This is a genomic window from Luteibacter sp. (assembly GCF_051958795.1).
Lineage (GTDB): Bacteria > Pseudomonadota > Gammaproteobacteria > Xanthomonadales > Rhodanobacteraceae > Luteibacter.
In genome coordinates, this window is the sequence record NZ_JBQCFT010000258.1 from 1 (window position 1) to 26,713 (window position 26,713).

Annotated in this window: 20 protein-coding genes; 15 read left to right on the forward strand and 5 right to left on the reverse strand. The window is 66.3% G+C overall.

What is annotated here, in order from left to right; translation table 11 throughout:
* The 9 genes from ACTHLF_RS13475 to ACTHLF_RS13515 form a co-directional block, all read left to right on the forward strand.
* On the forward strand, positions 1-1,992 hold a 1,992-nt coding region (locus ACTHLF_RS13475; protein WP_440327857.1), incomplete at its 5' end, for a hypothetical protein.
* Between the two features lie 20 nt (positions 1,993-2,012).
* Entirely contained in the window at positions 2,013-3,617 is a 1,605-nt protein-coding gene (locus ACTHLF_RS13480; protein ID WP_440327858.1) for a ShlB/FhaC/HecB family hemolysin secretion/activation protein, read from the forward strand.
* Between the two features lie 85 nt (positions 3,618-3,702).
* Positions 3,703-4,092, forward strand: a complete 390-nt coding sequence (gene rsfS, locus ACTHLF_RS13485) for a ribosome silencing factor (RefSeq protein ID WP_440327859.1) — start codon at positions 3,703-3,705, stop codon at positions 4,090-4,092.
* Between the two features lie 7 nt (positions 4,093-4,099).
* Positions 4,100-4,570, forward strand: a complete 471-nt coding sequence (gene rlmH / locus ACTHLF_RS13490; RefSeq protein ID WP_440327860.1) for a 23S rRNA (pseudouridine(1915)-N(3))-methyltransferase RlmH — start codon at positions 4,100-4,102, stop codon at positions 4,568-4,570.
* A gap of 10 nt (positions 4,571-4,580) precedes the next feature.
* Complete coding sequence (locus ACTHLF_RS13495; RefSeq protein ID WP_440327861.1) at positions 4,581-5,138, forward strand: Maf family protein; 558 nt, start codon at positions 4,581-4,583, stop codon at positions 5,136-5,138.
* 54 nt (positions 5,139-5,192) lie between these two features.
* Complete coding sequence (rng, locus tag ACTHLF_RS13500) at positions 5,193-6,680, forward strand: ribonuclease G (protein WP_440327862.1); 1,488 nt, start codon at positions 5,193-5,195, stop codon at positions 6,678-6,680.
* Positions 6,681-6,707: 27 nt separating this feature from the next.
* A complete protein-coding gene (locus ACTHLF_RS13505; protein ID WP_440327863.1) occupies positions 6,708-10,583 on the forward strand; it encodes a YhdP family protein in 3,876 nt (1,291 codons plus the stop codon).
* A gap of 100 nt (positions 10,584-10,683) precedes the next feature.
* The gene (locus ACTHLF_RS13510; RefSeq protein ID WP_440327864.1) at positions 10,684-10,962 is read left to right on the forward strand and encodes a type II toxin-antitoxin system RelE/ParE family toxin; all 279 of its coding nucleotides are present in this window, start codon (positions 10,684-10,686) and stop codon (positions 10,960-10,962) included.
* A gap of 10 nt (positions 10,963-10,972) precedes the next feature.
* The gene (locus ACTHLF_RS13515) at positions 10,973-11,320 is read left to right on the forward strand and encodes a HigA family addiction module antitoxin (protein WP_440327865.1); all 348 of its coding nucleotides are present in this window, start codon (positions 10,973-10,975) and stop codon (positions 11,318-11,320) included.
* Between the two features lie 89 nt (positions 11,321-11,409).
* Here the strand turns inward: ACTHLF_RS13515 and ACTHLF_RS13520 are convergent, their stop codons facing one another.
* Positions 11,410-12,606 carry a sterol desaturase family protein gene (locus ACTHLF_RS13520; RefSeq protein WP_440327866.1) on the reverse strand — a complete coding sequence of 399 codons (1,197 nt, stop codon included), beginning with the start codon at positions 12,604-12,606 and terminating at the stop codon, positions 11,410-11,412.
* Between the two features lie 124 nt (positions 12,607-12,730).
* Between ACTHLF_RS13520 and tldD the strand changes: the two genes are divergently transcribed.
* A complete protein-coding gene (tldD, locus tag ACTHLF_RS13525; RefSeq protein WP_440327867.1) occupies positions 12,731-14,170 on the forward strand; it encodes a metalloprotease TldD in 1,440 nt (479 codons plus the stop codon).
* Between the two features lie 466 nt (positions 14,171-14,636).
* Complete coding sequence (locus ACTHLF_RS13530) at positions 14,637-21,692, forward strand: beta-1,3-glucanase family protein (RefSeq protein ID WP_440327868.1); 7,056 nt, start codon at positions 14,637-14,639, stop codon at positions 21,690-21,692.
* Positions 21,693-21,883: 191 nt separating this feature from the next.
* Here ACTHLF_RS13530 and yjgA read toward each other — a convergent pair whose 3' ends face one another.
* Positions 21,884-22,426 carry a ribosome biogenesis factor YjgA gene (yjgA, locus tag ACTHLF_RS13535; RefSeq protein ID WP_440327869.1) on the reverse strand — a complete coding sequence of 181 codons (543 nt, stop codon included), beginning with the start codon at positions 22,424-22,426 and terminating at the stop codon, positions 21,884-21,886.
* Complete coding sequence (locus tag ACTHLF_RS13540) at positions 22,423-22,647, reverse strand: DUF1653 domain-containing protein (RefSeq protein ID WP_440327870.1); 225 nt, start codon at positions 22,645-22,647, stop codon at positions 22,423-22,425. Before ACTHLF_RS13540 ends, yjgA begins: the two co-directional genes overlap by 4 nt.
* 120 nt (positions 22,648-22,767) lie before the next feature.
* Here ACTHLF_RS13540 and pmbA point away from each other — a divergent pair, with 120 nt between their 5' ends.
* The 4 genes from pmbA to ACTHLF_RS13560 all read left to right on the forward strand — a co-directional run bounded on the left by pmbA (position 22,768) and on the right by ACTHLF_RS13560 (position 25,500).
* Positions 22,768-24,117, forward strand: coding sequence for a metalloprotease PmbA (gene pmbA, locus ACTHLF_RS13545; protein ID WP_440327871.1), 1,350 nt, complete (start codon positions 22,768-22,770; stop codon positions 24,115-24,117).
* Between the two features lie 108 nt (positions 24,118-24,225).
* Positions 24,226-24,627 (forward strand): DUF4870 domain-containing protein, encoded by a 402-nt coding sequence (locus ACTHLF_RS13550; protein ID WP_440327872.1) that lies wholly within the window; start codon positions 24,226-24,228, stop codon positions 24,625-24,627.
* A 212-nt stretch (positions 24,628-24,839) separates the two neighbouring features.
* On the forward strand, positions 24,840-25,214 hold the full coding sequence (locus ACTHLF_RS13555) for a type II toxin-antitoxin system RelE/ParE family toxin (RefSeq protein ID WP_440327873.1): 375 nt from the start codon (positions 24,840-24,842) through the stop codon (positions 25,212-25,214).
* On the forward strand, positions 25,198-25,500 hold the full coding sequence (locus tag ACTHLF_RS13560) for a helix-turn-helix domain-containing protein (RefSeq protein ID WP_440327874.1): 303 nt from the start codon (positions 25,198-25,200) through the stop codon (positions 25,498-25,500). Before ACTHLF_RS13555 ends, ACTHLF_RS13560 begins: the two co-directional genes overlap by 17 nt.
* 42 nt (positions 25,501-25,542) lie before the next feature.
* Here ACTHLF_RS13560 and ispA read toward each other — a convergent pair whose 3' ends face one another.
* Both ispA and ACTHLF_RS13570 read right to left on the reverse strand, forming a co-directional pair.
* The gene (gene ispA / locus ACTHLF_RS13565; protein ID WP_440327875.1) at positions 25,543-26,445 is read right to left on the reverse strand and encodes a (2E,6E)-farnesyl diphosphate synthase; all 903 of its coding nucleotides are present in this window, start codon (positions 26,443-26,445) and stop codon (positions 25,543-25,545) included.
* Positions 26,426-26,686 (reverse strand): exodeoxyribonuclease VII small subunit, encoded by a 261-nt coding sequence (locus tag ACTHLF_RS13570; protein ID WP_440327876.1) that lies wholly within the window; start codon positions 26,684-26,686, stop codon positions 26,426-26,428. Before ACTHLF_RS13570 ends, ispA begins: the two co-directional genes overlap by 20 nt.
* Positions 26,687-26,713: the final 27 nt, after the last annotated feature.

Consider the following 26,713-nt stretch of genomic DNA (forward strand, 5'->3'; position numbering starts at 1 on the left):
GGCGGCGATGCTTCGCTCAAGACCACGCAGGTCGACGGCGATGCGACGCTCGCGGTGACCGGCAACACGACGGTCGGCACGCTGCAGGTCGGCAACGACCTCAACGGCACGCTGCACGGCACGCTCGGCGCCGACACGATCTACGTGGGCCATGACGCCGCGCTGGCGGTCGATGGCGATGCCACGATCGCGACGCTGAAGGCCGGCAACGATTTCACGGCGACGGCGAAGTCGAACGTGGACGTCACGGCGCTGACCGTCGGCCGCACGCTGGCCGCTACGGTGGGCCAGAGCCTCACGCTCGGAACCACGACCGTGGGCGGCGATGCCGGTATCCAGGTGGGCGGCGACATGCTCGCCGATACCACGACGATCGACGGCACGGCGACGCTTAACGTCGCCGGCAAGCTCGCCGCCAACCAGACCACCGTTCACGGCGACCTTGACGGTTCCGTAGGTGGCGACGCCTCACTCAAGACCACGCAGGTCGACGGCGATGCGACGCTCGCGGTGACCGGCAATACGACGCTCGGCACGCTGCAGGTCGGCAACGACCTCAACGGCACGCTGCACGGCACGCTCGATGCCGGCACGATCGGCGTGGGCCACGACGCCTCGCTCGCACTGGTCGGCGATGCCACGGTCGGAACCCTCAACGTGGGTAACGACCTGAATGCGAGCGCGAAGTCCAACGTCACGGTCGCCACGTTTACCGCGGGCCACGACGTCGCCGCGGTGGTGGATCGCAACCTGGCCCTGGGCAACGCAACGGTCGGCAACGACGCAACGCTGGATTCCGGCCATGCGATGACGCTGGGCACGCTCAGCACGGGCCGCGATACGTTCGGCACGGCAGGTGACGATCTTCGCTTCGGCAACGTCGATGCCGGGCGCGACATCGTCCTGCGTTCGCTGCATGGCAGCGTGCTTGGCGGCGACCTGCGCTCCGGTAGCACGACGAACGCCAGCGCAGCCACCGATATCGTCTTCGGCACGGGTCGTTCGGCGACGGGCACGGTGCTCGTCGCCGGTCGTGACATCAGCGGCGGCGCGGCGTACGTGGCCCAGGGCGACCTCACGGCTACGGCAGGCCGCGACCTGTCCCTCGGTCTCTACGATGTCTCCGCCAACGTTGGCCTGACCGCGGGTCGCGACATGACCCTGGGGCAAGGCACGAACGGCGGTACCTTGCTGCTGAACCTCGGCGGCAACCTCAACTTCGGCACGATCAGCACGGGTGGCCCGGCCAACATTGAATCCACCCAGGGCAGCATCCACGGTGGCGACCTCATCACGGACGTGGCCACGCTGTCCGCGGCAAACGCGGTGGTACTCGATACCTCGCACATCGGCACGCGCCTGAACCTGGCGGCGACCGACGTGGACGTGCACACCATCCAGACCAGCACCGGCAAGCCGATGACGATGACGCTTACCGGCTACAGGAACGGCGTGGCGCGCAAGATCGTGATCGACCTGCGCAACGCGGATAGCTGGATGATCGACCGCCTCGCCACCGTGCAGGCAGGCTTCGCCACCTCGGCAACGAAGGTGACCATGCCGGATGCGACGGTGCAGGGCGACATGCTGCTGGTGACGCCGCTTGCCCGCGTCTACATGAACAACGTGACGCCGAAGCTGGTCACCGCGGATATCCAGTACTTCGAACCGGATACCCGCTTCCAGTTCGCGCTGGATGGCGTGGCCGCCGTGTCCGACGCCTATGTGTCGCGCTACACCGTGGGTTACGACGTGACTTCGCCTAACTACATCCAGTCGCACGACATGACCAACCTGGATTACTACGGCGGCAGCGTCCTGCGTTACCTCGGCAGCACGCTCACGCTGCACACCAACGACACCCCGGCCGACGACGAGCGCGGCACGCCGGGTAGCGACGGCCAGCCGGGTCCGGCCCCGACGCGGATGGACGGCCCCGACCTGGTCGCTCCCTCCGTCGACGGTGGCGTGAACCTGGGTGCCCTCCATTGATCTTCCGGAACCTTTGCACGATGAATCGCACCACCCTTGCTTCTGCCTGCCTGGCCTTGCTGGCCCTGCAGGCCGAGGCCAGCGCCCAGACCGCGCCCGCCCCGCAGCAGACGCCCGCCCAGCGGGCCGACCGTTATTACGACCAGCGCGAAGCGCCCACGCAGCCGCAGGCACCGACCGATCCGCTTCCGGCGAGCACGCCTGCGCCGGCCGCGGTCCGCTCCGACGTACGCTTTACGCTGACCGGCGTGACCTTCGACAAGTCGGCCTGGCTCGATGAGCCCACGCTGCAGCAGATGGCCCAGCCGTATATCGGCCATGAGGTCGGTGCCACGGAGCTGAATGCGCTGCTCGATGCGATCAACGCCGAATATGCGAAGCGCGGCATCAGTACGGCCCGCGCCGTGCTCGGTGCGCAAGGCGTCGGGAACGGCGTCGTGCATGTCGCCCTGATCGAGGGACACCTCGGTAAGGTGAAGGTGCAGGGCGTGCACCGCACGAAGGAAGCGTTCGTGCAGCGCCGGATCCATGCGGTGGAAGGCGAGCTGCTGGACACCAACGCGCTGCGCAACGATCTCACCTACCTCAACCGCACGACCGACGTGCGCGCGGCAGCGCTCCTCCAGCCGGGCGCCTCGCGCGGGCTCACCGATGTGCTGGTCGACGTGACCGAACCGGCCACGCGTAGCTTCGACGCCTTCGTGGACAACGCGGGTGTGGATACGAGCGGCACCACGCGCGTCGGCGTTGCCGGCCACGTGAACGGCCTGCTGGGCGTGAGCGACCGCATGGACCTCAACATCGCGCATGCCAGCGGTGGTACGGATGGCCAGTTTTCGTATTCGGGCATCGTGAGCCCGAGCAACGGCCGCCTTGGCATCAGCTATGCGCGCAGCCAGATCGATATCGTGAACGGTCCTTACCGGGACCTCGACATCGTCGGCCATTCCTCCGTCGCCGCGCTGGACTTCACCCAGCCGTTCATCGCGAACCAGCGCTGGCTGTTCGAAGGCACGGCGGCGTACACGCATGCCCGCTCGTCCACGGACATCGCCGGCACGTCGGTCGCCGATACGACGACGAATGGCTTTGGCATCGGGATCCTGCTGAACCACCGGACGGAAGGGCGCGAATGGACCCTGACCCAGCAGGTCAGCCACCTAAGCGCGAGCCAGCCGATCGCCGATTCGGGTTCGTTCCTGACCGCCACCGGCAGCTTCGATGGCGTGCAGGCTTTCGGCAAAGCCTGGGCCCTTCGCCTCGGCGCCGGCTGGCAGTACAGCAACAAGGACACCCTGCCGTCGTCGTCCCTGTTCCAGCTGGGCGGGGTAGGCAGCGTGCGCGGTTACGACCGCGGCGTGGTTGCCGGTGCCCGCGGCTATTTCCTCGACCTGGAGCTGCACCGCCCGATCGGCGCCGTGGATACCTACGCCTTTGCCGACCACGGCGCGGTCTTCGCGGCCTTCCCGCGGAACCGCCAGATCACCGGTGCCGGCCTCGGCGCCAACTGGAACTACCGCCGCTGGCTGACCTTTACCGGCGACGTGGCCCATGCGTTCACCAGGGTGGTGCCCGACCAGGACGCCTGGCGGGTGGATTTCCGCCTGGCGGTGCACTGGGAGTAAGGGGCGGGGCGGGTTGACGCAGGTGCCCCCGGCGGGGGGTATACTGCCCCCAACCCGGCATCCCGCCGCATGAGGTTTCCGTATCTTGAGTTCGACTGCATCCCGCAAGGCCAAGACCGCCGCCAGCAATGAGCTTCTCCGCAAGCGCGTGATCGCCGCCCTGGAAGACCTCAAGGCCAAGGACGTCCGCGAAATCGACGTCCGCGGCAAGACCTCCATCGCCGACATCCTGTTCGTCGCCTCAGGCACCTCCGCCCGCCACGTGAAGTCCATCGCCGATGAGGTGGTGAAGTTCGCGAAGGAAGCAGGCGTGATGCCGCTCGGCGTCGAAGGCCAGACCGAAGCTGAATGGGTGCTGGTCGACCTGGGCGACATCATCGTCCACGTCATGCTGCCGCGCATCCGCGAGTTCTACGGCCTGGAGCGCCTGTGGACGGTGGGCGACGACGCCCCCGAATCCGCCGCCAACGACTGAGCGCGCCGTGAAGGCGCGCCTTATCGCGGTCGGCGAACGCATGCCCGCCTGGGTGGCGGAAGGCTTCGCCGAATACCGCAAGCGGCTGTCCCACGAGCTGCCGCTGGACCTCGTCGAGATCAAGCCAGGCGTTCGCGGCAAGGGCCGCGATGACGCCCGTGCCATCGTGGACGAGGGCGCCGCCATCCTGGCCGCGCTCCCCCGCGATATCCACGTGGTCGCCCTCGATGGCCGCGGCAAGCTGTGGTCCAGCGAGGACCTGGGCGGGCAGCTTGAGCAATGGCGGATGGGTGGCCGTGACATCGCCTTCCTGATCGGAGGTCCCGACGGCCACGCGCCCGACGTGCTGGCGCGTGCCGACCAGCGCTGGTCACTTGGCCCGCTTACCCTGCCGCACATGCTGGTGCGCCTGGTGCTCGCCGAGCAGCTCTACCGGGCCACCACCCTGGTTGCCGGCCACCCCTACCACCGCGCCTGAAGGACCGCCCGTGCTTTACCTGGCTTCGCAATCCCCGCGCCGACGCGAACTGCTCGATCAGCTGGGCGAAGCCCACCGTACGCTGGATGTTGACGTCGAGGAGCAACGCCAGCCCGGCGAGGCTCCCGAGGCCTATGTCAGCCGGGTGGCGCGGGACAAGGCCCGCGCCGGCCTGTGGCGCGTGGCCGGTGAAGCGGGTGCCCGCGTGCTGGGCGCGGATACTGAGGTGATCCTTAGCGACGAGGTGTTCGGCAAGCCGCGCGACGCCGCGGATGCCGCCGCCATGCTGCGCCGCCTCTCGGGGGGCGAGCACCGCGTCGTATCCGTCGTGTGGCTGGTCGGGGCGGGCGGCGAGCGTTGCGCCACCTCGGTTTCCACCGTGCGTTTCGCCGTGCTGGACGAGGCCGCCATCGCCGCCTACGTCGCCACGGGCGAGTGCATGGGCAAGGCGGGCGCCTATGCCATCCAGGGCCGCGCCGCGGCTTTCATCGAACATCTCTCCGGCAGTTACTCTGGCGTCATGGGCCTGCCGCTCTACGAAACTTCGCAGCTCTTGCGGGGTCAGTGACATGTTGCTGCCGCGCGGCTATAAAGCGCGATGGCTTAAGGAAAAGGGGCGCCGGTGAGCGAGGAAATCCTGATCAATGTCACGCCGCGTGAGACGCGGGTGGCGATCGTCGAAAACGGCATGCTCCAGGAGGTACACGTGGAGCGCGCTTCCAAGCGCGGCTACGTGGGGAATGTCTACAAAGGGCGCGTCCAGCGCGTCATGCCCGGCATGCAGGCGGTCTTTGTCGAGATCGGCCTCGAGCGTGCCGCGTTCCTGCACGCCTCGGATATCGTGCGCCCGCAGCTGCCGGCCACCGATGCGCCCGAGGGCGGCAAGTCGAACGGCCACGGGCCCGTGCCGCCGATCAGCGAACTCGTCCACGAGGGCCAGGAAATCGTGGTCCAGGTGGTCAAGGATCCGATCGGCAGCAAGGGCGCCCGGCTGTCCACCCATCTTTCGATCCCTTCGCGCTACCTCGTCCTGCTTCCGCACTCGCGCACGCTTGGTGTCTCGGTGCGCATCGAGGAAGAAGCCGAGCGGCAGCGCCTGAAGGACATCATCACCCCGCTTATCGGCGAGCCGCACCTTGGCTACATCGTCCGCACCAACGCGGAAGGGCAGTCCGAGGAATCGCTGGCGTTCGACGTGACCTACCTCGGCAAGGTCTGGCGCGTGGTGCAGGAAAACATTGCGAAGGCAAAGGTCGGCGAGCGTGTCTACGAAGAACTCTCGCTACCGCTCCGTTCGCTGCGCGATTCGCTGAACGACGGGATCGAGAAGGTTCGCGTGGATTCACGCGAGACCTACGAGAAAACCGTCAAATTCGTGCAGAAGTTCATGCCGGTGCTGTCCGACCGCGTGGAACACTATTCGGGCGAGCGGCCCATCTTCGACCTGTACGGGGTGGAGGATGAGATCCAGCGGGCGCTGCGCAAGGAGGTACCGCGGAAGTCGGGCGGCTACCTGATCGTTGACCAGACCGAAGCCATGACCACCGTCGATGTGAACACCGGCGGCTACCTCGGCAGCCGCAACCTCGAGGAAACGGTTTACCGCACCAACCTGGAGGCGGCGCAGGCCGCCGCGCGCCAGTTGCGCCTGCGCAACCTCGGCGGCATCGTCATCATCGATTTCATCGACATGGTGGACGACGAGCACAAGCGCCAGGTGATCCGCATGCTCGAGAAGGGCCTTTCGCGCGACCACGCGAAGACCACGGTGTACCCGATTTCCGCGCTCGGCCTGGTGGAGATGACCCGCAAGCGCACGACCGAGAGCCTGGAACGCCAGCTGTGCGAACCGTGCCCGGCATGCAGCGGGCGCGGCACGCTGAAGACGGCGGAGACCGTGATCTACGAGATTTTCCGCGAGATCACCCGCGCCGTACGTCAGTTCAACGCGCAAAAGCTGCTGGTGATGGCAAGTCCGAAGGTCGTCGGCCGTATCCTCGAGGAGGAATCCGCGGCGGTGGCCGAGCTGGAAGAATTCATCGCCAAGAGCATCCGCTTCCAGGCGGAAGAGCATTACTCGCAGGAACAGTTCGATGTTGTCTTGCTTTAAACGCGGGCGTCGCCAACGGATGGGCCGGTGACGCCGTCCTGGCGCCATCGCGCACGACGCCTGCGGTTCTTCTTGTTGGGCCTGGTGGCGACCGTGCTGGTCGCCCTGGCGATCGTCATGGCGCTCGGCCAGCTGTTGCTGCCGCTGGCGGCGCGTTATCCCGCGCGCGTGGCGGCGATGCTCAGCGAGAAGGTTCGCAAGCCGGTGCACTTTGCGTCGCTCGAGGGGTTCTGGCGGCCGACCGGGCCGCTGTTCGTCATGCGCGACGTCACCATCGGCGGCGAGCCAGGGTCACCGCCGTTGCGCCTGCCACAGGCAGCCGTGAAGCTCGACTTCGGCGGCCTGGTGCTGCCCTCGCGGCACCTGATCAACCTGCGCCTGCAGGACCTGCGCCTCGGCCTGCGCCGCGCGCCCGACGGGCGCTGGAGCATCGATGGCTTCGCGTCGGGTGGCACCACGCAGAAGGTCTCGTTCGGCAACATGTCGATCGACCTGTGGCTCACCAATACCCACATCGATATCGCCGATGAGACGACGAACCACCAGTTCGGCCTGATCGCCGACCAGTTGCGCCTCAGCCTGCAAGGCCAGGTCGTGCGCGTCGGCGGCAGCCTGCGTCGCGAGAATGCCAGCGGCCTGCTCTCCGCGGCGGGGCGTTTCGCGGCGGATGGCTCCAGCGGCAGGGTCTACGTGAAAGGCGCGAACGTGGACTTCGCCGCGCTCACCGGCGATTTCGAGGCGGGTGGCTACGCGCTCGCCGGCGGCAAGGGCCGCTTCGAGACCTGGCTGGACTGGCGCGACGCACACGTCGTGCGCGCGACGTCTAGCATCGACCTGGACAATCTGGCGGTGCGGAGCCCGGCGCGCACGGTGCGCACCGTGGGCCTGCACGGCATCATCGATCTGCATCGCTTCGCCGGCGGCCAGCGCATCGACTGGGCCGGCCGGGATGGCGGCGACGCCGCGATCGTCCTGCAGACGCGCGGTGAGATCAGCGAAGGTACCGTTGTCGCTCGCAAGCTGGAACTCGCACCATTGCTGCCCTGGGCCGGGCTGCTGCCGCAGGTTTCGCCGGCGCTGGCCCGCTGGCTGGGCGAAGGCCGGCCGCGTGGCCGCTTCGACGATGTGCGCGCCGACTGGAACTCGGCCGACGGCCTGCGTTTCGCGCATGCCTCGTTCTCCGGCCTGGGCATCGATGCCAGCGGCAAGCTGCCGGGGCTGTCGTCGCTCAGCGGCCAGGTATTCGGTGATGATGAAGCGATCGTGCTCAGCCTGCCCCGGCAGGCCACGACGATCGACGCCACGGGCATCTTCCGCAAACCCTTCGCGATGTCGGCATTCGGCGGCGACGTCGCCGTCTTCAACGATGACGCCGGCTGGCACATCGGCATCGATGCGCTCGATTTCCGCGGCGAAGGCTACGGTGGCCAGGCGCGCGGCGAACTGGTCCTGCCGCCTGGCGACACCGGGCCGTTCATCGACATGTACGTGGCGCTCGGCGAAGGCGAGGTGCCGGCAGCGAAACTCTTCTGGCCGATCCATTCAATGTCGGAGAGCGCGCAGAACTGGTTGAACCGTGGCCTCGTTTCCGGCCACATCGCGGGTGGCTCGGCGATGATCCGCGGCAACCTGCGCGAGTTCCCGTTCAAGAACCAGGAAGGACGCTTCGAAGCGCGCGCGCTGATCGACGACCTGGTGCTGGATTACGGCACGGGCTGGCCGAGGGCCGAGGGCGTCACCGCTGTTGCCAGCTTTATCGACAACGGCATGTTCATCGAAGCCAGCGACGGCCACTCGCTGGGCACGGCGGTCAGCTCGGCGACGGCCGCGATCCCTGACTTCGCCGACGGCGTGCTCGACCTGCGCATCAGCGGGGCTGGCACGGGCAACAGCTTCCTCGATTTCATCAAGAACAGCCCGATCGCCAGCAGCAGCCGCGAAGCCATTGACCAGATGAAGCTCGGCGGCACCGGTGAGTTCGGCTTCAACCTGCTCATGCCGTTGAAGGACGCGAAGGACTTCACGCTGGAGGGCAGGGCGACGATCAAGGATGCCGACCTCGTCGCCGACGCGTGGAAGCTGCGCCTCGACAAGATCACCGGGCCGATGAGCTTCAACGGCACCGGGTTCACGGCAAAAGGCCTCAAGGCCCAGTTCCACGGCCAGCCCGCGGATGTCGATCTTGCGATCGCGGGCGGCACGGGCGATCCCGGCAAAGCACTCACGGCGGCGGTCAGCGGCGCGTTCACCATGGAGGAGATGGTCGCCGACTATCCGGACCTCAAATGGTTGAGCGATATCGCCAAGGGTCGCGGCAACTTTCGTGTTGGCTTCGACCTGACGCGCATGGGCGATAAGGGCGAGCTCAGCCAGCTGCTGAGCGTCGATTCCGATCTCCGCGGCGTGGAGATGCTGATGCCGACGCCGGTGAAAAAGCCGCCCACGCAGGCGCTGCCGTTGTCGGTGCGCCTGGGCCTGCCGATCGACGGTGCGCGTCTCGATATCGCGCTGGGCGATATCGTGCGCGGCCAGCTGCGCCTGGCGAACAGCAAGACGAATGCGCCCATCGCCGCCGCGTTCAATCTTGGCACCACGCCGCCTGCGGTCATGCCGGCCCAGGGCTACCTGTTCAGTGGCCACGCCGCGAAGCTCGATGTCTCCGGCTGGGTCCAGTATGTGGTCGGGCTGTCCACCGGTTCGACCGGTCCGGGGCTCTCCGGGCTCGACATCAGCACGGACGATGCCGAGGTGTTCGGCCAGCACTTCAACAGCATGCACATCGTGGCGCGACCGGGGCCACGCGAACTCAGCCTGCGCGTCGACAGCGATGGCATGGCCGGCGCCATGACGGTGCCAAACGACGATCTGCGCCGTCGCGGCATCACCGCGCGCATGGATCGCCTGTACTGGCCCTCGGCGGATGACAGCGCTGACGCCGCGAAGAAGGGCCGTGCCGCGGCGGGGCAGGCCGCCACCGCGGCGGTGACCGTCGCGCACGCCGAAGAGGCGAAGGACGCGAACGGCAAGAAACCCGCCGACACGAACGAAGCCGGTGTCGCGCCGTCCAGCCTGCCGCCGCTGCACCTGCAGGTCAGCGACATGCGCCTGGGCAAGGCCCGGCTGGGTGAAGCGCGCCTGGAAACCTGGCCGACGGACGAAGGCCTGCACGTGGACCAGCTACGTGCGCAATCGAAGAATGTGCAGATCACCGCGACGGGTGACTGGAACGGCGATGAGAAGAAGAGCCGCACGCACCTCGCGATGGATTTCGTCTCCGAAGACGTTGCACGCATGCTCGATGCGCACGGCTTCGCCGGCATCATGTCGGGCGGGCGCACCGAGGCGCGCCTGGATGCGACCTGGCCAGGCGGTCCTTCCGCGCTGGCGCTGGCGAACATGGATGGCACGCTGAAGATCAACGTCGCCAACGGCCGCATCCTCGAAGTACAGCCTGGCGTGGGGCGCCTGTTCGGCCTGGTGTCAATCACCGAACTGCCGCGGCGCATGGCGCTCGATTTCGGCGACGTGCTCGGCAAGGGCTTCGGCTTCGATTCGATCACCGGCAACTTTACTTTCGCCAATGGCAACGCGAGCACGCAGGATCTGAAGATCAAGGCCCCCGCGGCGGAGATCTCCATCTCGGGCCGGGCAGGGCTCAAGGCCCGCGACTACGACCAGGAAGTGCTGGTCGTGCCGCACGTCGGCAACAGCCTGCCGGTGGTCGGTGCACTCGCCGGCGGCCCCGTCGGCGCCGCCGCCGGCTTCGCGGTGCAAGGCCTGCTAGGCCACGGCCTCAACCAGGCCGCCCGCAAGCGCTACCACGTCACCGGCAGCTGGGATAAACCCGTCTTCACCCCGATCGACAAGGGCCTGCCTTCCACGGCTACGCCGCCTGCGAAGTAGCGGGCGACGCCCTACACAATTCGTCGGCATCACCCGGCAGCCCTACCGAATCGTTGAACATAGTATCGCTACTCGTTATTATCGAGTGGCGATACTAATCATGATCCAGTCGTTCGGTGACCGGGAAACGCGCGACCTGTACCGCGGCGTCCCATGTCGTCGGTGGGCACATATCGAGGGTCCAGCCATGCGAAAGCTGGCCATGCTCGATTATGCGAAACGCCTTGCCGATCTGCGCATTCCGCCATCGAACCGGTTGAAGCCGTTGAAGGGTTCCCTGGCGGGCTACCACAGCATTCGCATCAACGATCAGTTCAGGGTGGTGTTCGTCTGGCGCGACGACCACGCACACCACGTTCGCATCGTCGACTATCACTAGGAGGCAACCCGTGACCCGCAAGGTTCCCTATCCCCACCCTGGCGAAATCCTCCAGGAGGAATTCCTCACGCCCATGGGCATTACGCAGTACCGTCTCGCGAAGGCGATTGGTGTTCCTGCAATCCGGGTGAGCGAGATTGTCGCCGGGCGACGCGCCATCACGATCGATACCGGGCTGCGCCTGTCGCGCTTCTTTGGGCAGTCGGAAGAGTTCTGGACCGGGCTCCAGGACGGTTACGACCGTGCCATGGTGCGCCCGCAGCTGGCTCCCGTGCTAGCGGCCATTGTGCCGTGGGCTGACGTGGACACTTCGGGAAAGGCGGCTGGCAAACGTCGTGCGAAGGCCGAGCGCGCCTGATTCGTGGAAGCGCGCTTGCGCGCGATTGGCCTGCTGCAAGCACCCATCGCGTGCAAGCACGCTCCCACAGCACGCTCCCACAGGTTTCGTCAGGTCTTGGTCTTGCTAAAGGGGAACATCTGCTGCTTCACGAAGCCGTCGGGCATGTAGTCGCCGACGACGCCGTACTTTTCCGGGAACGTCTTCTTCGATTTCACCGCGGTGCCGAACAGGTAGTCGAGGAAGGCGTAGTGGGCGGCGTAGTTCTTGTCGATCGCCTCGTCATCCGACGCGTGGTGCCAGTGATGGAAATCCGGCGTGACGATCACGTAGCGCAGCGGGCCCCACGGCAGGTGCACGTTCGCGTGGTTGAATACGGCCTGGAAGCCCACGACGATGATGTAAGCATTCATCACCCCTTCGCTGAAGCCCAGGACGTAGAGCGGCGCGAGCACGCAGACGCGGGTGAAGATCAGCTCCAGCATGTGCTGGCGCGAACCGGCCAGCCAGTCCATCGTCTTCACACTGTGGTGCACGGCGTGGAAGCGCCACAGGAACGGCACCTCGTGGTATGCGCGGTGCGTCCAGTACTGGGCCATGTCGGCCACCAGGATGCACAGCAACAGCTGCGGCACGAACCAGATCGACGCCACCATGCGCTGGAAGTCGCTGTTCACCAGCCAGCCGAACGCATGGTGGATGAGGAAGTTAACGATCAGCAGCGCGAGGCCCACGATGAAGTGGTTCACCGCGAAGTGCTTCATGTCCGTCTGCCACTCGAAGCGGAACAGCGACTGGCCCTTGTAGAGGGGGAAGAGCTTCTCCAGCACCACGAAGATCAGCGTGGAGCCAAGCAGGTCGAGGATGAACCAGTCGAGGCCGATGTACGGCGTGTGGTCGGGGAAGGCGCCGACCGGCACGCGATTGCCGCCAAGGGCGACCGCCGCGATGACCAGGACGAAGGCGCCGATGTTCAGGTTGCGCTGGCGCCCCAGGATGACGTTGGCCAGCGAAAGCCCGCCCGCGACCAGCAGGCCGCCCAGCAGGAGCTGGCGCAGCACGTCCACCGAGTACTTGTGGCGCAGGTCCGGCGTGGTCAGGTATTCCGGGAAGTGGAACGCGACCACGGCCAGCAACGAGAGGATGGCGAGCGAAAGGGCGATGGCCGTGCTCACCATGGCCTTCCCCGGCTTCAGCTCACCACTGCGGTGGAGCAGGTCGACCGTTTCATCGACCACGACCTCGGCCCGGCGCGCGGGCGCCGTCGCGACACGGCGGGCGAATGCCCGCTTCTTCCCCTGGCTCATCGATTTTCCTTTCCCTTGGGTTGCGCGGGCATCCTACCAATTCGCCAGCTGGGGCGCCGGGGTTTAAGCTGGGCGCCCCAGGCCCCATGTTGGGCTTATCCACGTTCCCAGACCGGCAGCCTTGATGGACTCCCTGATCACCCTCGCCGAACGGCGCCTGCTTACCCCGGGCGGCCTCGCTTCTTCCGACCTCGACCGCGTGTTCTCCCAGCTGATGGGTCCCTCCATCGATGCGGCGGACCTGTACTTCCAGCATTCGCGCAGCGAATCCTGGGTGCTGGAAGAGGGCATCGTGAAGGATGGCAGCCACTCGATCGAGCAGGGCGTGGGCGTCCGCGCCATCTCCGGTGAGAAAACCGGCTTCTCATACTCCGATGAAATCGTGCTCCCGCAGCTGCTCGAGGCGTCGCGTGCCGCGCGCGCCATCGCGCAGGGCGGCGCTGGCGCGGGCAAGCCGCTGGCCATCGCGACCGGCCGCGGGCTGTATCCCGCGATCGACCCTGTGGAAAGCCTGCCGAACGAAGAAAAGATCGCGCTGCTGCGCGAGGTCGACGCCTATGCCCGCTCGCGCGACCCGCGCGTCAAGCAGGTGGTGGTGAGCCTCGCGGCCACCATGGATACGATCCTCGTGGCCGGCTCCGATGGCACGCTGGCGGCCGACGTGCGGCCGCTGGTGCGCCTGAATGTCCAGGTCATTGCCGAGCAGGGCAGCCGCCGCGAGGCGGGCCACTCCGGTGGTGGCGGTCGCTATGGCTACCGCGAGCTGCTCGAGAACGGGCGGGCGCACGCCTTCGCCGAGGAAGCCGTGCGCCAGGCGCTGGTGAACCTCGAGGCGGTCGACGCTCCCGCTGGCACCATGACCGTCGTGCTCGGCCCCGGCTGGCCCGGCGTGCTGCTGCACGAGGCGATCGGCCACGGCCTCGAGGGCGATTTCAACCGCAAGGGCAGCTCGGCATTCGCCGGCCGCATCGGCCAGCGCGTGGCGGCCGAGGGCGTCACCGTCGTGGATGACGGCACGCTGCCGGGCCGCCGTGGCTCGCTGAGCATCGATGACGAAGGTACGCCGACCGAGTGCACCACGCTCATCGAGAACGGCATCCTCAAGGGTTACATGCAGGACAAGCTCAACGCCCGCCTGATGGGCGTGAAGTCCACCGGCAACGGCCGCCGCGAATCTTTCGCGCAGCTGCCGATGCCGCGCATGACCAACACGTACATGCTGGCGGGCAACCGCGAGCCCGAGGAAATCATCCGCTCGGTCAAGAAGGGCCTGTATGCGGTGAACTTCGGCGGTGGCCAGGTCGATATCACCAACGGCAAGTTCGTCTTCTCGGCGAGCGAGGCTTACCTCATTGAAGACGGGAAGATCACCCGGCCGGTGAAGGGCGCCACGCTGGTCGGCGCCGGTCCGGAGGTACTGACGCGCGTCTCGATGATCGGCAACGACCTCGCGCTGGACGAAGGCGTGGGCGTATGCGGCAAGGATGGCCAGAGCGTGCCGGTCGGCGTAGGCCAGCCGACGCTGCGCGTCGATGCGATGACCGTCGGCGGCACCGCCGCCTGACCGTACGCTGCCCGTAGGAGCCCACCCTGTGGGCGACGCCGTTCGCGATGACGCCACAGGTCCTGTCGCGTATCGCGAAGAGATGTCGCCCACAGGGTGGGCTCCTACGTTTCTACGGCTTCTTGCACAAAACGAGCTTTCGTACGCCAAGCGGGACGTGCGTCACGGAACGCGCGCGTATGGTGCGAAAAGCCCCCCTTAGAGTCAGCTTTAGTATTGTGGGTGTCATTGCTGCGGCGCGATGATCCGCCCGCAGTTGGCGTATGGACGGCCAAATCCCCTTCAGCCACAAAGCCTTGGCGCGTGGCGGGAATTTGACTTCCCCCTGAGTACGAAACGATGAACCACGGCTGGCGCATGCGCCGGCCGGTGCCGTCGTGCGTGCGCGGAACGCCGCTGTCAACGGACCAACCCACAGGGGATTTCCTCCATGACAATGCACCCCGCAGCACCCCCGGGGCACGCGATGCGAACACGGTTATCCGCCGTGCTCGCGCTGCTGTGCCTTGGTGCGACGGTGACGGCGCACGCCGTGACCCTCGCGCCTTCCGATCGCGTGGATGTGAACCTCGGCGCGCAGCCGTGGAAATACATCAAGCAGTACCAGAACCAGAATGGCCACGCGCAGGTACCCAACGGTGACGACGGCGCGGCCGTCGGCTTCGATGATTCGAAGTGGGAAACCGTCGGCATCCCGCATGCCGCGAACGACTTCACAACCTTCCTCAACCAGGAATCCGGTGGTGGCCAGGGCAGCCTGGATGGCGAAACCAGCTGGTACCGCACCACGCTGAAGGACAGCGCAAGCTACCGCGGCCGCAAGGTCATGGTGGAGTTCGAAGGCGCGCACACAGGCGATCGCGTCTACGTCAACGGGACGTTCGTCCCCGGCACCGGCCCCCTCAACCAGAAGGGCCAGGTCGACGAGAACGCGACCCATGTCATCGGCTTCATCCCGCACATTGTCGATCTGACGAAGTACCTGAACTACGATGGCAAGGATGTCATTGCGGTGAAGGTGAGCCGCAGCGGCGGTGGCTTCTTCCAGGATCCGGGTTTCTCCGGCTCCTTCCGTTTCGGCCAGGCGGAAGCCGGCCTGTTCCGCCCGGTGAAGCTGCACGTCACCAACCTCGTGCACATCCCGGAGAACGTCTACGCCGGCCAGAACACCTGGGGTACGTACGTCGGCACGGAATCGCTCACGGATGACCACAAGAGCGCCGTGGTCCGCGTGCAGACCAACGTGGTCAACGACCGCGACGTGCCGGTGACCGTCACCCTGACCACGCAGATCGTCGACGCCACCGGCAAGGTCGTCGCATCGGACCAGCAGCAGAAGCAGCTGGCGCCGCACGTCGCCCCGAGCGACGCGACCCCGATCTTCGACGAAAAGCTGACGGTGAACGGCCCGACGCTGTGGTATCCGAACAACAGCATTTACGGCAAGCCGTACATGTACAAGGTGCTGCACACGGTCAGCATCGATGGCACCGTGGTCGACGCGAAGCAGAGCCCGCTCGGCATCCGCATGATCACGTGGGACAAGGATTTCCCGTACATCAACGGCAAGAAGCAGTACACGTGGGGCGCTTCGGGTCGCTACGACTACCCGGCTCTCGGTTCGTCCGTGCCCGAAGAACAGCAGTGGCGTGACCTGCAGCAGCTGGCCGCGGCTGGCGGCAACCTGTGGCGTCCTGGCCAGTCGCCGTCGAGCCCGGAGTTCGTCGAGGCCGCGGACGCGCTGGGCGTGTTCATCGTGCAGCCCAGCGGCGATGGCGAGAATGGTTTCTCGAACCGTTGCGCGGCGGGCGACGATGCCTGCGTGAACATGTGGAACATCAAGCGCGAACTGCATCGCGACCTGGTGATCCGCGACCGTAACCATCCGTCGATCCTCGCGTGGGAATCCGACAACGGCAAGATGGATACGAACTTCGCCGTCGAGCTGCGCAACATGGCCCGTAACTGGGACAGCATCGCGCCGCGCGCCGCCGCCGACCGTTCGCCGGATCCGGCCAACGGCGACATCCTGAGCTGCAGCAAGGCAGGGTGCGAGGAAGGCGTGCACAAGCAGTTCCCGAACAAGCCCGCGTGGGGCGCGGAATACTGGGGCATCGGCTCGGCGCGCCACGCGTTCGACTACGAGCTCTCGTACGCGCTGAACTACCTCGTGCCGTATTCGAAGGGCCGCAAGGCGGGCACCTTCGGCATGGCACAGTGGTATTTCGCCGATACGCCGGGTGAAACGATCGAGTTCGACGAGGGCTACGAGGACGCGACGCACTGGAGCTGGAGCCAGGACGGCAAGACCAAGCAGTTCCAGCACAACGTGCGTTCGATCGGCAGCTCCATGGTCGACCAGAACCGCTTCCCGCGGATGATGTATTACATCTACCAGTCGGTGTGGACGCCGTTCGAGGTCAAGCCGGTCGTCAAGCTGGCGCACCACTGGAACCGCGCGAACGAGACCGGTTCGATCCAGGTCAACGCGTTCAGCAACTGCCCGGCCGTCCGCCTGCTCGTCAATGGCGTGCCGCAGGGCAGCGACCAGAAGCCGAACAACTGGGATGCGATCGACGAGGCCAGCTACGACGTCGAGAACTCGGGCACTGACCCGGAGACCGGCCGCATCAAGGGTTCGGCCCAGGCGCAGAAGACCACCGGTCTCCCGGGCCAGGTCCACTGGAACCTGCCGTGGCAGTCGGGTACCGCGACCGCGCAGTGCATCGACGCACTCGGTGCAGTGGTGGACGATACGAACGGCGCACCGGTGCAGGATTCGCTGACGACGGCCGGCAAGGCCGATCACATCGAACTGAGCATGGTGCCGGAGCTGGTGAAGCCGGACGGTACGGCGTTCGCCGTCACCGCCAACGGTTCGGATGCCGCCTTCGTGGTGGCCCGCGTCGTCGACAAGGACGGCAACACCGTGCCGGTGGGTTCGGACGTCAACGTGAACTTCGAAGTCACGGGTGGCGCCTCGCTGGTCACCTACCAGGGTGGCACGCAGCAGCTGGTCGACTGGGCCGGTGGCCACACCATGAACGGTGATGGCACGGAAGAGCCGATCCATGGCTACCACGCACCGGGCGACCACGAACTGAAGTTCGAAGGTGGCCTGCAGAAGATCGCGCTGCGCACGAAGTTCGACACGGGTACCGTGACCGTCACCGCGACGGCCGCCGGCCTGCTGCCGGGCAGCGCGTCGTTCAACATCGTTGCGGTGCCCAGGGTCTCGCAGGGTGCGTCCGGTCCGCCGGCCATCATCGCGAACCCGGTCGAGGACGACGTGACCCAGGGCTTCCCGGGCCACTTCTCGGTGACCGCCACGGGCGAAGCCCCGCTGACCTTCACCTGGAAGAAGAACGGCCAGGAGATCCCCGGCGCGAACGCGGCGACGTACACGACGGCCGCCTCGGCCGCGACGGACGACGGCGCCTCGTACACCGTGGTGGTGCATAACGCGAAGGGCGACCAGGAATCCACCCCGGCCATCCTCCGCGTGTTCAAGGCGCAGAACGTCGTCATCAGCCAGCAGCCGCAGGCGGCGAACGTGGACGTGGGCCAGCAGGCGCACTTCGCGGTCGTGGCCACCGGTTCGCCGAAGGTGACCTACCAGTGGATGCGTGGCAACGCGGAGATCCCCGGCGCCAACAACCCGACCTACGACACGCCGGTGCTCACCGCCGCCGATGGCAATGTCGACTACACGGTCGTGGTTTCCAACCCGCTGGGTGACACGCCCTCGACGGCCGCCCACCTGACCGTGAACGCCGCGCGCCAGCCGGTCATCACCGGCCAGCCGGGCAACGTGCGCGCGAACCCGGGCCAGGCGGCTCAGTTCAGCGTGTCCGTCGCGGGCTCCTCGCCGTTCCACTACAAGTGGACGCACGATGGCCAGCCGGTGGGTGATGACAGCGCCACGCTCAACGTGCCGAATGTCAGCCTCAGCGATGTCGGCAACTACGTGGTCGTGGTTACCAACATCCTTGGCGATACCGCTGCCGCGACGAGCAACCCCGCCGCGCTGACCCTGGCCCCGCCGGGTGCCAACCTGGCCCGGCAGAAGGTGACCTACGCCAGTGGCGTGGAGAACGTGCAGGGCACGCCGGCTGCCGGTGCGGTCGATGGTGACGAGAAGGGCACCCGCTGGGCGTCCGAGCAGAAGAACGATGCCGCCTGGTTCACCGTCGACCTGGGTGCCGTGCGCTCGTTCAACCGCGTCGTCATCAAGTGGGAAAACGCCCACGCCGCTCAGTACAAGATCCAGTACTCGAACGACAAGGACACGGGCTACAAGGACTGGCACGAGAACGACACCAGCCTTGGCGGCACCGAAGACATGACGGATACGCGCGTCTCGGCCCGCTACGTCCGCATGCAGGGCATCAAGCGCGCCACCGACTACGGTTACTCGTTCTACGAGTTCGAGGTCTATGACTCGCCCACGTGCTGCCAGGATGGCGACCGCTACACCGTGCAGGATACGAACCATGTCGTGGACCACTTCAGTGGCCTGACCTGGGAACGTGCCCAGCGCGGCCTGGCCGACCAGGGTGCGCAGTACAAGCAGTCCAACGCCATCGCGGATTGCGCGAAGGTGAGCGCGCGCCTGCCGACGATCGACGAAGCGCTGGCCGTCGCTGGCCAGAACCTCTCCACGAATGCGTTCCCGCAGGCTTGGACGATCTGGACTTCGACGAACGACCCGGATGACCAGACGTACGCCTACCAGGTGGCGTCGGATGGTTCGACCTTCCGCCTCGTCGCGGAGAACAACCCCTCGCACGCGCTGTGCGTCTCCGGCCCCACGGCCGTGGCACCGTCGATCTCGGCGGATCCTGTCGCGCAGAAGGCTGGCGTGGGCCGCTCGGCACACCTGACCGTGACCGCCACCGGTGATGGTCCGATGGCCTACAACTGGTACCGTCACCTGCCGCAGGGCGATGGCACGTTCACGGATGAGTTCGCCGCTTCGTCCACCGATGGCACGTACGCCACCCCCGCGCTCGTCGCGGCGGACAATGGCACGCAGTACAAGGTTCGCGTGGTCAGCGCCAAGGGCCTCACGACCGAAAGCCACCTGGCCGCGATCACGGTCGATAACTCGACCGATGGTTTCGACCCGCCGGCATGGCAGCAGGGCACGGCGACGCAGCCGGGCAACGGCGGCGACGATCCGGGCCAGCCGGACAATCCGGACGGCCCGGGTACGCCGGGTGATGGCCAGGGCGGCGTGAATGTCGCCACGGGCGCCACCGCGACCTCCAGCGGCAATGAAAACGATGGTTACCTCGGCCCGAAGGGCGCGACGGATGGTGACTTCACCACCCGTTGGGGTTCGGACTTCAAGCCCACCGCGTGGATCCGCCTGGATCTCGGTGCGCCGAAGACCTTTGACCACGTGATCCTGCGTTGGGAACGCGCGCACTCGACGTCGTACATCGTCGAAGTGTCGAACGACGGCACGAACTTTACGTCGGTCACCCCGCAGCCGGTCGCCGGCAAGGGTGGCGTGGAGCGCGTCGACTTCGCCGCAGTCACGGCACAGTACGTGCGCATGACCAGCTCGGCGAAGAACACCGACTACGGTGTGTCGCTGTACGAGTTCGAGGTCTACGCGGCCGCCGCGCCGACCTTCCTCGGCCAGCCGCAGGCGCAGTCCGTGACCGCGGGCCAGCCGGTGACCTTCGCGGTCAGCGTCAAGGCCAACGGCAACGTCGGCTACCAGTGGCGTCGCAACGGTGCGGCCGTGTCGGGTGCGAACCAGGCCAGTTACACCTTCACCGCCTCGCTCGCCAACGCGGGCAGCTACGACGTGGTGGCGACGGATGCCGCCGGCCATAGCGCCACCAGCCAGCCGGCCACGCTCGCCGTGACCCAGCCGGCCCAGCAGGTGCCGCCGCCGGTTTCGTCCGACACCAACCTGGCGCTCCACCAGCCGGCGCTCGCGTCGTCCTCGGAGAACCCGGTGGCATTCAAGGCCGCCAACGTGACCGACGGTGACGAAGGTTCGCGCTGGTCGTCCGAATTCTTCAACGACGAGTGGGTGCAGGTCGACCTGGGCGCCGTGAAGACGGTGAACAAGGTGATCCTGAAGTGGGAAAACGCACATGCCGTGAACTACCAGATCGAGGTGTCGCTCGACGGGCAGTCGTGGCAGGTGGCGGATGCGAAGATCGGCAGCAACGGTGGCGTGGAAACGCTGGCGTTCACGCCGGTGTCGGCCCGCTACGTGCGCATGCAGGGCCAGACCCGCAACACGCAGTACGGTTACTCGCTGTGGGAAATGGAAGTGTATGGCGCGGCGGATGGCAGCGATCCGGGCCAGCCGCAGCAGCCGGGCAACAATGATCCGTCGGAAGGTTTCGACTACGACACCTACCCGGGCTACATCGGTACCCAGCTGCGCAACGCCACCAACGGCAAGTGGCGCGACGACCAGGTCTACGTCGCCGTCATCGGCCGTGATCCGACCACCCAGGTGTTCTCGTGGGTGAAGCCGGATGGCACGCTCACCGCCGCGAAGGAAGAAGACAACGACGGTGCGGGCCACCTGACCAAGAATGGCCAGAACTATCCGAACTACTTCTTCACCCTGGCCCAGGCCAAGCTGATGAAGCTGCCGAAGATGGATTCGGGCCGGATCTTCGTGTCCGTCGGCGAGCCGATGTACATCAAGATCCTGAAGGCAGCCGATGGCACGATCGGTTTTGCGGGCCCCAACCCGCTCAACGCGACCGACCCGAACATCGGCGTGTACTACGACTGGTATGAGTTCACCTGGAACAACGACGCCCTGTTCATCAACACCACGCAGGTCGATCAGTTCTCCATCCCGCTTTCGCTGGATGTGTATGGCGGCAACAAGACGCGCCATGTGAACTCGGGTATCACCCAGACCCGCGCCGAGATCTTCGCGGCGTACAACCAGGAAGTGCCGGCCGAGTTCCAGCTGGCCAGCGCCGACCCGATCCGCATCCTCGCCCCGGGCAAGGATCAGTTCGATGCCGGCAAGCCGCAGGAGCATTACTTCGACGCATACATCGACAGCAGCTGGACGTACTACCGGAGCCATGTGCTGCAGATGACCATCGGTGCCAAGCAGTTCGAAGGCAGCGTGGTGAACGGTGCGCTGGTGTTCCGCCACGTGAACTGGGCGGATACCCACGAGCCGGACGAAGCCGAAGGCATGCTGTTCACGGTGCAGAAGCCGACCACGCAGGATGTGCTGGAAGGCAAGGGCGCCCTGGCGCGTTCCAACGACCCGTGGGGCGTGGAAGGCCAGCTCGAAGCGCAGATCTGCGCGGCGTTCAACCGCCACGTCATGGAAGATACGGGTGAGTGGAAGGATCCGGGTTCGTTCTACCTGCAGTCGCCGGCGAACTACTATTCGCGCTTCTGGCACCTGCACGGCGTGAACGGCAAGGCCTACGGCTTCGCGTACGACGATGTCTCCGACCAGAGCTCCAGCCTCATCGAGCCGCAGCCGGAACACCTCGAACTCGGGATCGGCTGGTAACCCGTAGCGACACGTAAAAAGAAAGGGCGGTGACGGAAACCTCACCGCCCTTTCCATTTCCAGCCGCTCACCGTAGGAGCCCACCCTGTGGGCGACATCTTTTTCGCGATAGCGCTTGGAGCCCTGTAGCTCCTCCGCGAGCGGCGTCGCCCACAGGGGGGGCTCCTACGAGGTTTCGGCGGCTTGCGGCCTTACTCGTCCGACGCGGCCTCGAGCTCTTTCAGGATCCGGTAAATCTCCCGGAACGCATGCAGCGGCTTGTTCGCCTCGCGCTCGGCGCGTGCCTGGCGCACCAGCGAGCGCAGGTGCTGGCGGTCGAGTTCCGGGTGCTTGTCGAACAGCTCGCCCATCGCGCTGTCGCCGCCTTCGAGCAGCTTCTCGCGCGCCGCCTCCAGGCGGTGCATGTGCGCGGCTTCCTGGCGCTGGCGATCGCGGTCTTCGCCCAGCGCGGCACGCGCATCGGCAAACGCCTCGTCACCATGCCGCCGCATCAGCTTCGCCAGGTACGCCATCTGCCGCTTGCGGGCGATATGCGCCGTGACCTTACGGGTCCGGCCGATTTCGTCGATGATGTCTTCCGGCAGGTTCAGCTTGGGAATGCGCGAGGGCGGCAGTTCCACCAGCTGGTTGGCCAGCTTCAGGATATCCAGCGCATTGCGCCGGTTCTCGGTGCGGCTGGGGCCGAAATCTTCCTCGTCGTCGTCCTTCGGCGGCGGCTTGTCCCAGTTCCTCATGGCTGTACCTCCTCACCTTCGAAGGCAAAGCGCGGCTGCACGCGGCCCTCGTGTTCAACAGTTTCCGCGAACATGGCCGCGGGGCGTACCCACAGGCCGTGCTCGCCGTAGAGGGCCTGGTACACGACCAGTTCCTCCATGGTCTCGCTGTGCCGGGCCGTGCCCAGCACGCGGTAGGGCATGCCCTTGAAGTGGCGGTAGTAGCCGACACGGATGGTCATAGGGTTTCCATGGCACCATGGGCGGTGCGTTTGCTTTGTATTCGGGCGGCGCGCCCCCAACTAGGGAGATTCGGCCGCCTGCGGCCTGCCATTCTAACCGCCTGCCCCCGGGAAGCCCACGTGAGCCAAGTTTCCACCCTCGACACCAGCCACCAGGACCTCGACCGCCTCGCCAGCCTGGCCGAGGATACGATCCGCCGGGCGCGCGCCGCGGGCGCCACCCAGGCCGAGGTTTCCGCCAGCGTCGACGTGGGCCTGAACGTGAACGTGCGGCTGGGTGAGGTCGAGACCGTGGAGCACACCCGCGACCGTGGCTTCGCCCTCACGGTGTTCTTCGGCCAGCGCAAGGGCTCGGCCAGCACGGCGGACCTCAACCCGGATTCGATCCAGGCCACGATCGACCAGGCCTGCGCCATCGCCCGGTTCACCGAGGAAGACCCGGCCGCCGGCCTGGCCGACGCCGACCGCATGGCGACCACGTTCCCGGATCTCGATCTCTGGCACCCCTGGGAGCTGGGCGTCGATGAGGCGATCGCGCTGGGCTGCGATATCGAGAACGCCGGCCGTGACCTCGATGGCATCACCAATTCCGATGGCGCCAGCGTCAATGCGGGGCAGAGCCTCTCGGTCTACGCCAACTCGCACGGCTTCCTGGGCCGCGAGCGCGGCACCCGCCATTCGCTCTCCGTGGCGCTGATCGCTGGCGACGACGAGGGCATGCAGCGTGACTACTGGTACGACAGCGTCCGTGACGCCCGCCAGTTCATGGATGCCGCCGCCCTGGGCCGGAAAGCGGCTGAGCGGACGCTGTCGCGCCTGGGCGCACGCCGGCTCAGCACCCGCCAGGCGCCTGTCCTGTTTGCGCCGGAAATCTCGCGATCCCTGATCGGCCACCTGCTGGGGGCCGTGAGCGGTGGCTCGCTCTACCGCCGTTCCAGCTTCCTGCTCGATCACGTGGGCAAGCAGATCCTGCCGTCGTGGATGCGCATCGATGAGAAACCCCTCATCCCGGGCGGCTTTGGCTCGTCCGTCTTCGATGCCGAAGGCGTGGCCACGGTGGACTCGCCGCTCGTCGTCGATGGCGTGCTTTCCCGCTACATCCTGGGCAGCTACTCGGCGCGCAAGCTGGGCCTGCAGACCACCGGTAACGCGGGCGGGGTGCATAACCTCGTCGTCGCCAACGGCGGGGACGACTTCGCGGCCATGCTGAAAAAGCTCGGCACGGGCCTGCTCGTCACCGAGGTGATGGGGCAGGGCGTGTCGATCATCACTGGCGATTACTCGCGTGGCGCTTCGGGCTTCTGGGTCGAGAACGGCGAAATAGCGTATCCGGTGGAAGAGATCACGATCGCCGCGAATCTGCGGGACATGTACGCGAACCTGGTCGCCGTGGGTGGCGACGTGGATCGCCGTTCGCACATCCTTACCGGCTCCTGGCTCATCGAGAACATGACCATCGCGGGCGAGTAGCCCGCGGCCCGAGGGGGCATGACTTCCTGCCCCCGTGCCGCAAGTCGGGTTGACAGGGGGCCGGGGCAACCCGGAGAGTGGGGCCGACATCGCCCAGGGAGTCGCGCCATGAGTACCCCGTCCGATCAGGTTCCACCGCCGCCCGCGCCACCGCCGTACGAGCCCGCGCCGCCGTTCGCCGCGCCCAGTTCCGATGACAAGAACATCGCGATGCTGACGCATCTGTCGGGGCCATTCTTCAGCGTGGTCGTGCCGCTGGTCGTCTGGTTTGTCTTCAAGGATCGTGAGGACAAGCGGTACCTGGTGCGCGAGGCTAAGGAAGCCCTGAACTTCCAGATCACGATCGTTCTGGCGTATTTCATCAGCGCCATCCTTATGGTCGTCCTGATCGGTGGCCTGTTGTGGGGCCTTGTATGGCTCGCGAACCTCGTGTTCTCGATCGTCGCCGCGCTGAAGGTCAGCGCCGATGGCAGCTATCGGTACCCGTATACATTGCGGCTGATTAGCTGAGCCCGCCGACGTGTTCGCAAAAAAGCCCGCTGATGCGGGGTTTTTTGCGTCTGGGTCAGCCCGCGTCGGGCTTCGCCTACACGTAGTCGAGTTGCACCCCGGCATATCCAAACGACATGGATCGGCACGCTGCGTCGTCCTAGTCATCAGGATATCGCGCGATGGAAAAGTGTGCCCGAAAAGGGTATGGTTATAGCCGCAGGGTGCCCCGGGTGCTCAAGCAGAAAGGGTTTTCTCGCTGGCAAGCCGATCAGGGCATTTCCGACGCCTCGCTGTGCAAGGCTGTGCGTGAGATGGAGCGTGGTTTGATTGACGCCGACCTTGGTGGCGCGCTGTTCAAGAAGCGCATCGCTCGCACTGGGAGCGGCAAGAGCGGTGGCTACCGTACGCTTCTTTCAGTTCGCATCGGTCATCGTTACGTCTTCCTGCATGGCTTCGCTAAATGCGACAAGGAAAACGTCACGCTGGACGAGTTGAAAGTGATGCGGTTCGCGGGCAAGGCCTTCCTCGAACTTTCTCATGAGGCGCTTTGGGTAGCTTGCGAAACGCGTCAATTACTGGAGGTATGTTGTGAGCCGCATCATTGAGTCCATGCGCGAAACCATGGTGGCGCTGCATCAGGCAGGCGCCATCAACAAAGTGACCATGCGTGAGTTCGAGGCGATCTGCCCGCCGCCCGTTCGCGATTTCAGCGCTTCGGATATCAAGCAGCTGCGCGAAAAGCTCCGGTTTAGCCAGCCGGTGTTTGCGCACCATCTCCATACGACCGCATCGACCGTGCGCAAGTGGGAGCAGGGCGAAACACGTCCGACCGGTCCGGCACTGAAGCTGCTGAACGTGGTCGCCGACAAGGGCCTCGCTGCGATCCTTTAATGCACGAGGCCGCGTACGATCAGCGCGACAATCCGCGGCCGATTAATGCCCGCGTGCTGCGGAATAACGAGCCAGTTCGGCCAGCCATTCGCCCCGCACGCCGAGCGGCGCGATGGCTTCGAGTGACTCGTCGACAAGTTCCCGGAGCCGTGCCCGCGATGCGTCGAGCCCAATAATCGACGGGAACGTCGGCTTGTCGGCGGCGGCGTCCTTGCCGGCGGTCTTGCCGATGACGGCGGACTCGCCTTCGATATCGAGGATGTCGTCGCGTACCTGGAAGGCCAGGCCGACGGCGTGGCCGTAGCGGTCGAGGCGCGCGAGCAGATCGTCGTCGCGGCACCCTGCCGCCAGCGCGCCCAGGCGCACCGACGCGCGAATCAGTGCCCCGGTCTTGTAGGCGTGCATGCGCTCGAGCTCTTCGAGGGTGAGCTTGCGGCCCACCGCGGAGAGATCGAACGCCTGGCCACCCGCCATGCCTTCCGCGCCGCAGGCGGCACCGAGCGTACGCAGCATGGCGATGCGCTGGGTGGCATCGTCACTCTCGGGTGAGGCGGAAAGGATTTCAAACGCGAGCGCCTGTAGGGCATCACCTGCCAGGATCGCCATGGCCTCGCCGAACACGATGTGGCAGGTCGGTCGGCCGCGGCGCATATCGTCGTCATCCATGGCCGGCAGGTCGTCGTGGACCAGCGAATACGCATGGATGATCTCGACCGCGCAGGCGGGTGCATCGAGGATGGGGCCATCACTGCCCAGCGCGTGGCCTGCGGCGTAGACGAGCAGGGGGCGCAGGCGCTTGCCGCCACCCAGCACCGCATAGCGCATGGCGCGGTGCAGTTCGGTCGGCGGCAGGTCGTCGCCGGGCAGCACGCGCGCAAGCGCGTCGTCAGCCCGGCCGGCCAGCGCCTTCAGCGGCGCCGGCAGGTCAGTCGATGCGGGAGTCAAAGGGTTCGGCGGTATCGGGGGCTTCGGGGTCGAGCAGCAGGCGCACGCGTAGCTCGGCCTGCTCCAGCGCCGTCTGGCACTGCCGGTAGAGGCCGATGCCCCGCTCGAAGGATTTCAGCGATTCGTCCAGGCTGAGCTCGCCGCCTTCCATGCGCGTGACCAGTTGCTCGAGCTCATCGAGCGAGTGCTCGAATTCGGCGATGGACGGCGCGGGAACGGTGGCGGCAGGGGACTTCGGCATGGCGGCAAAACTAGCTCACATGGGCGT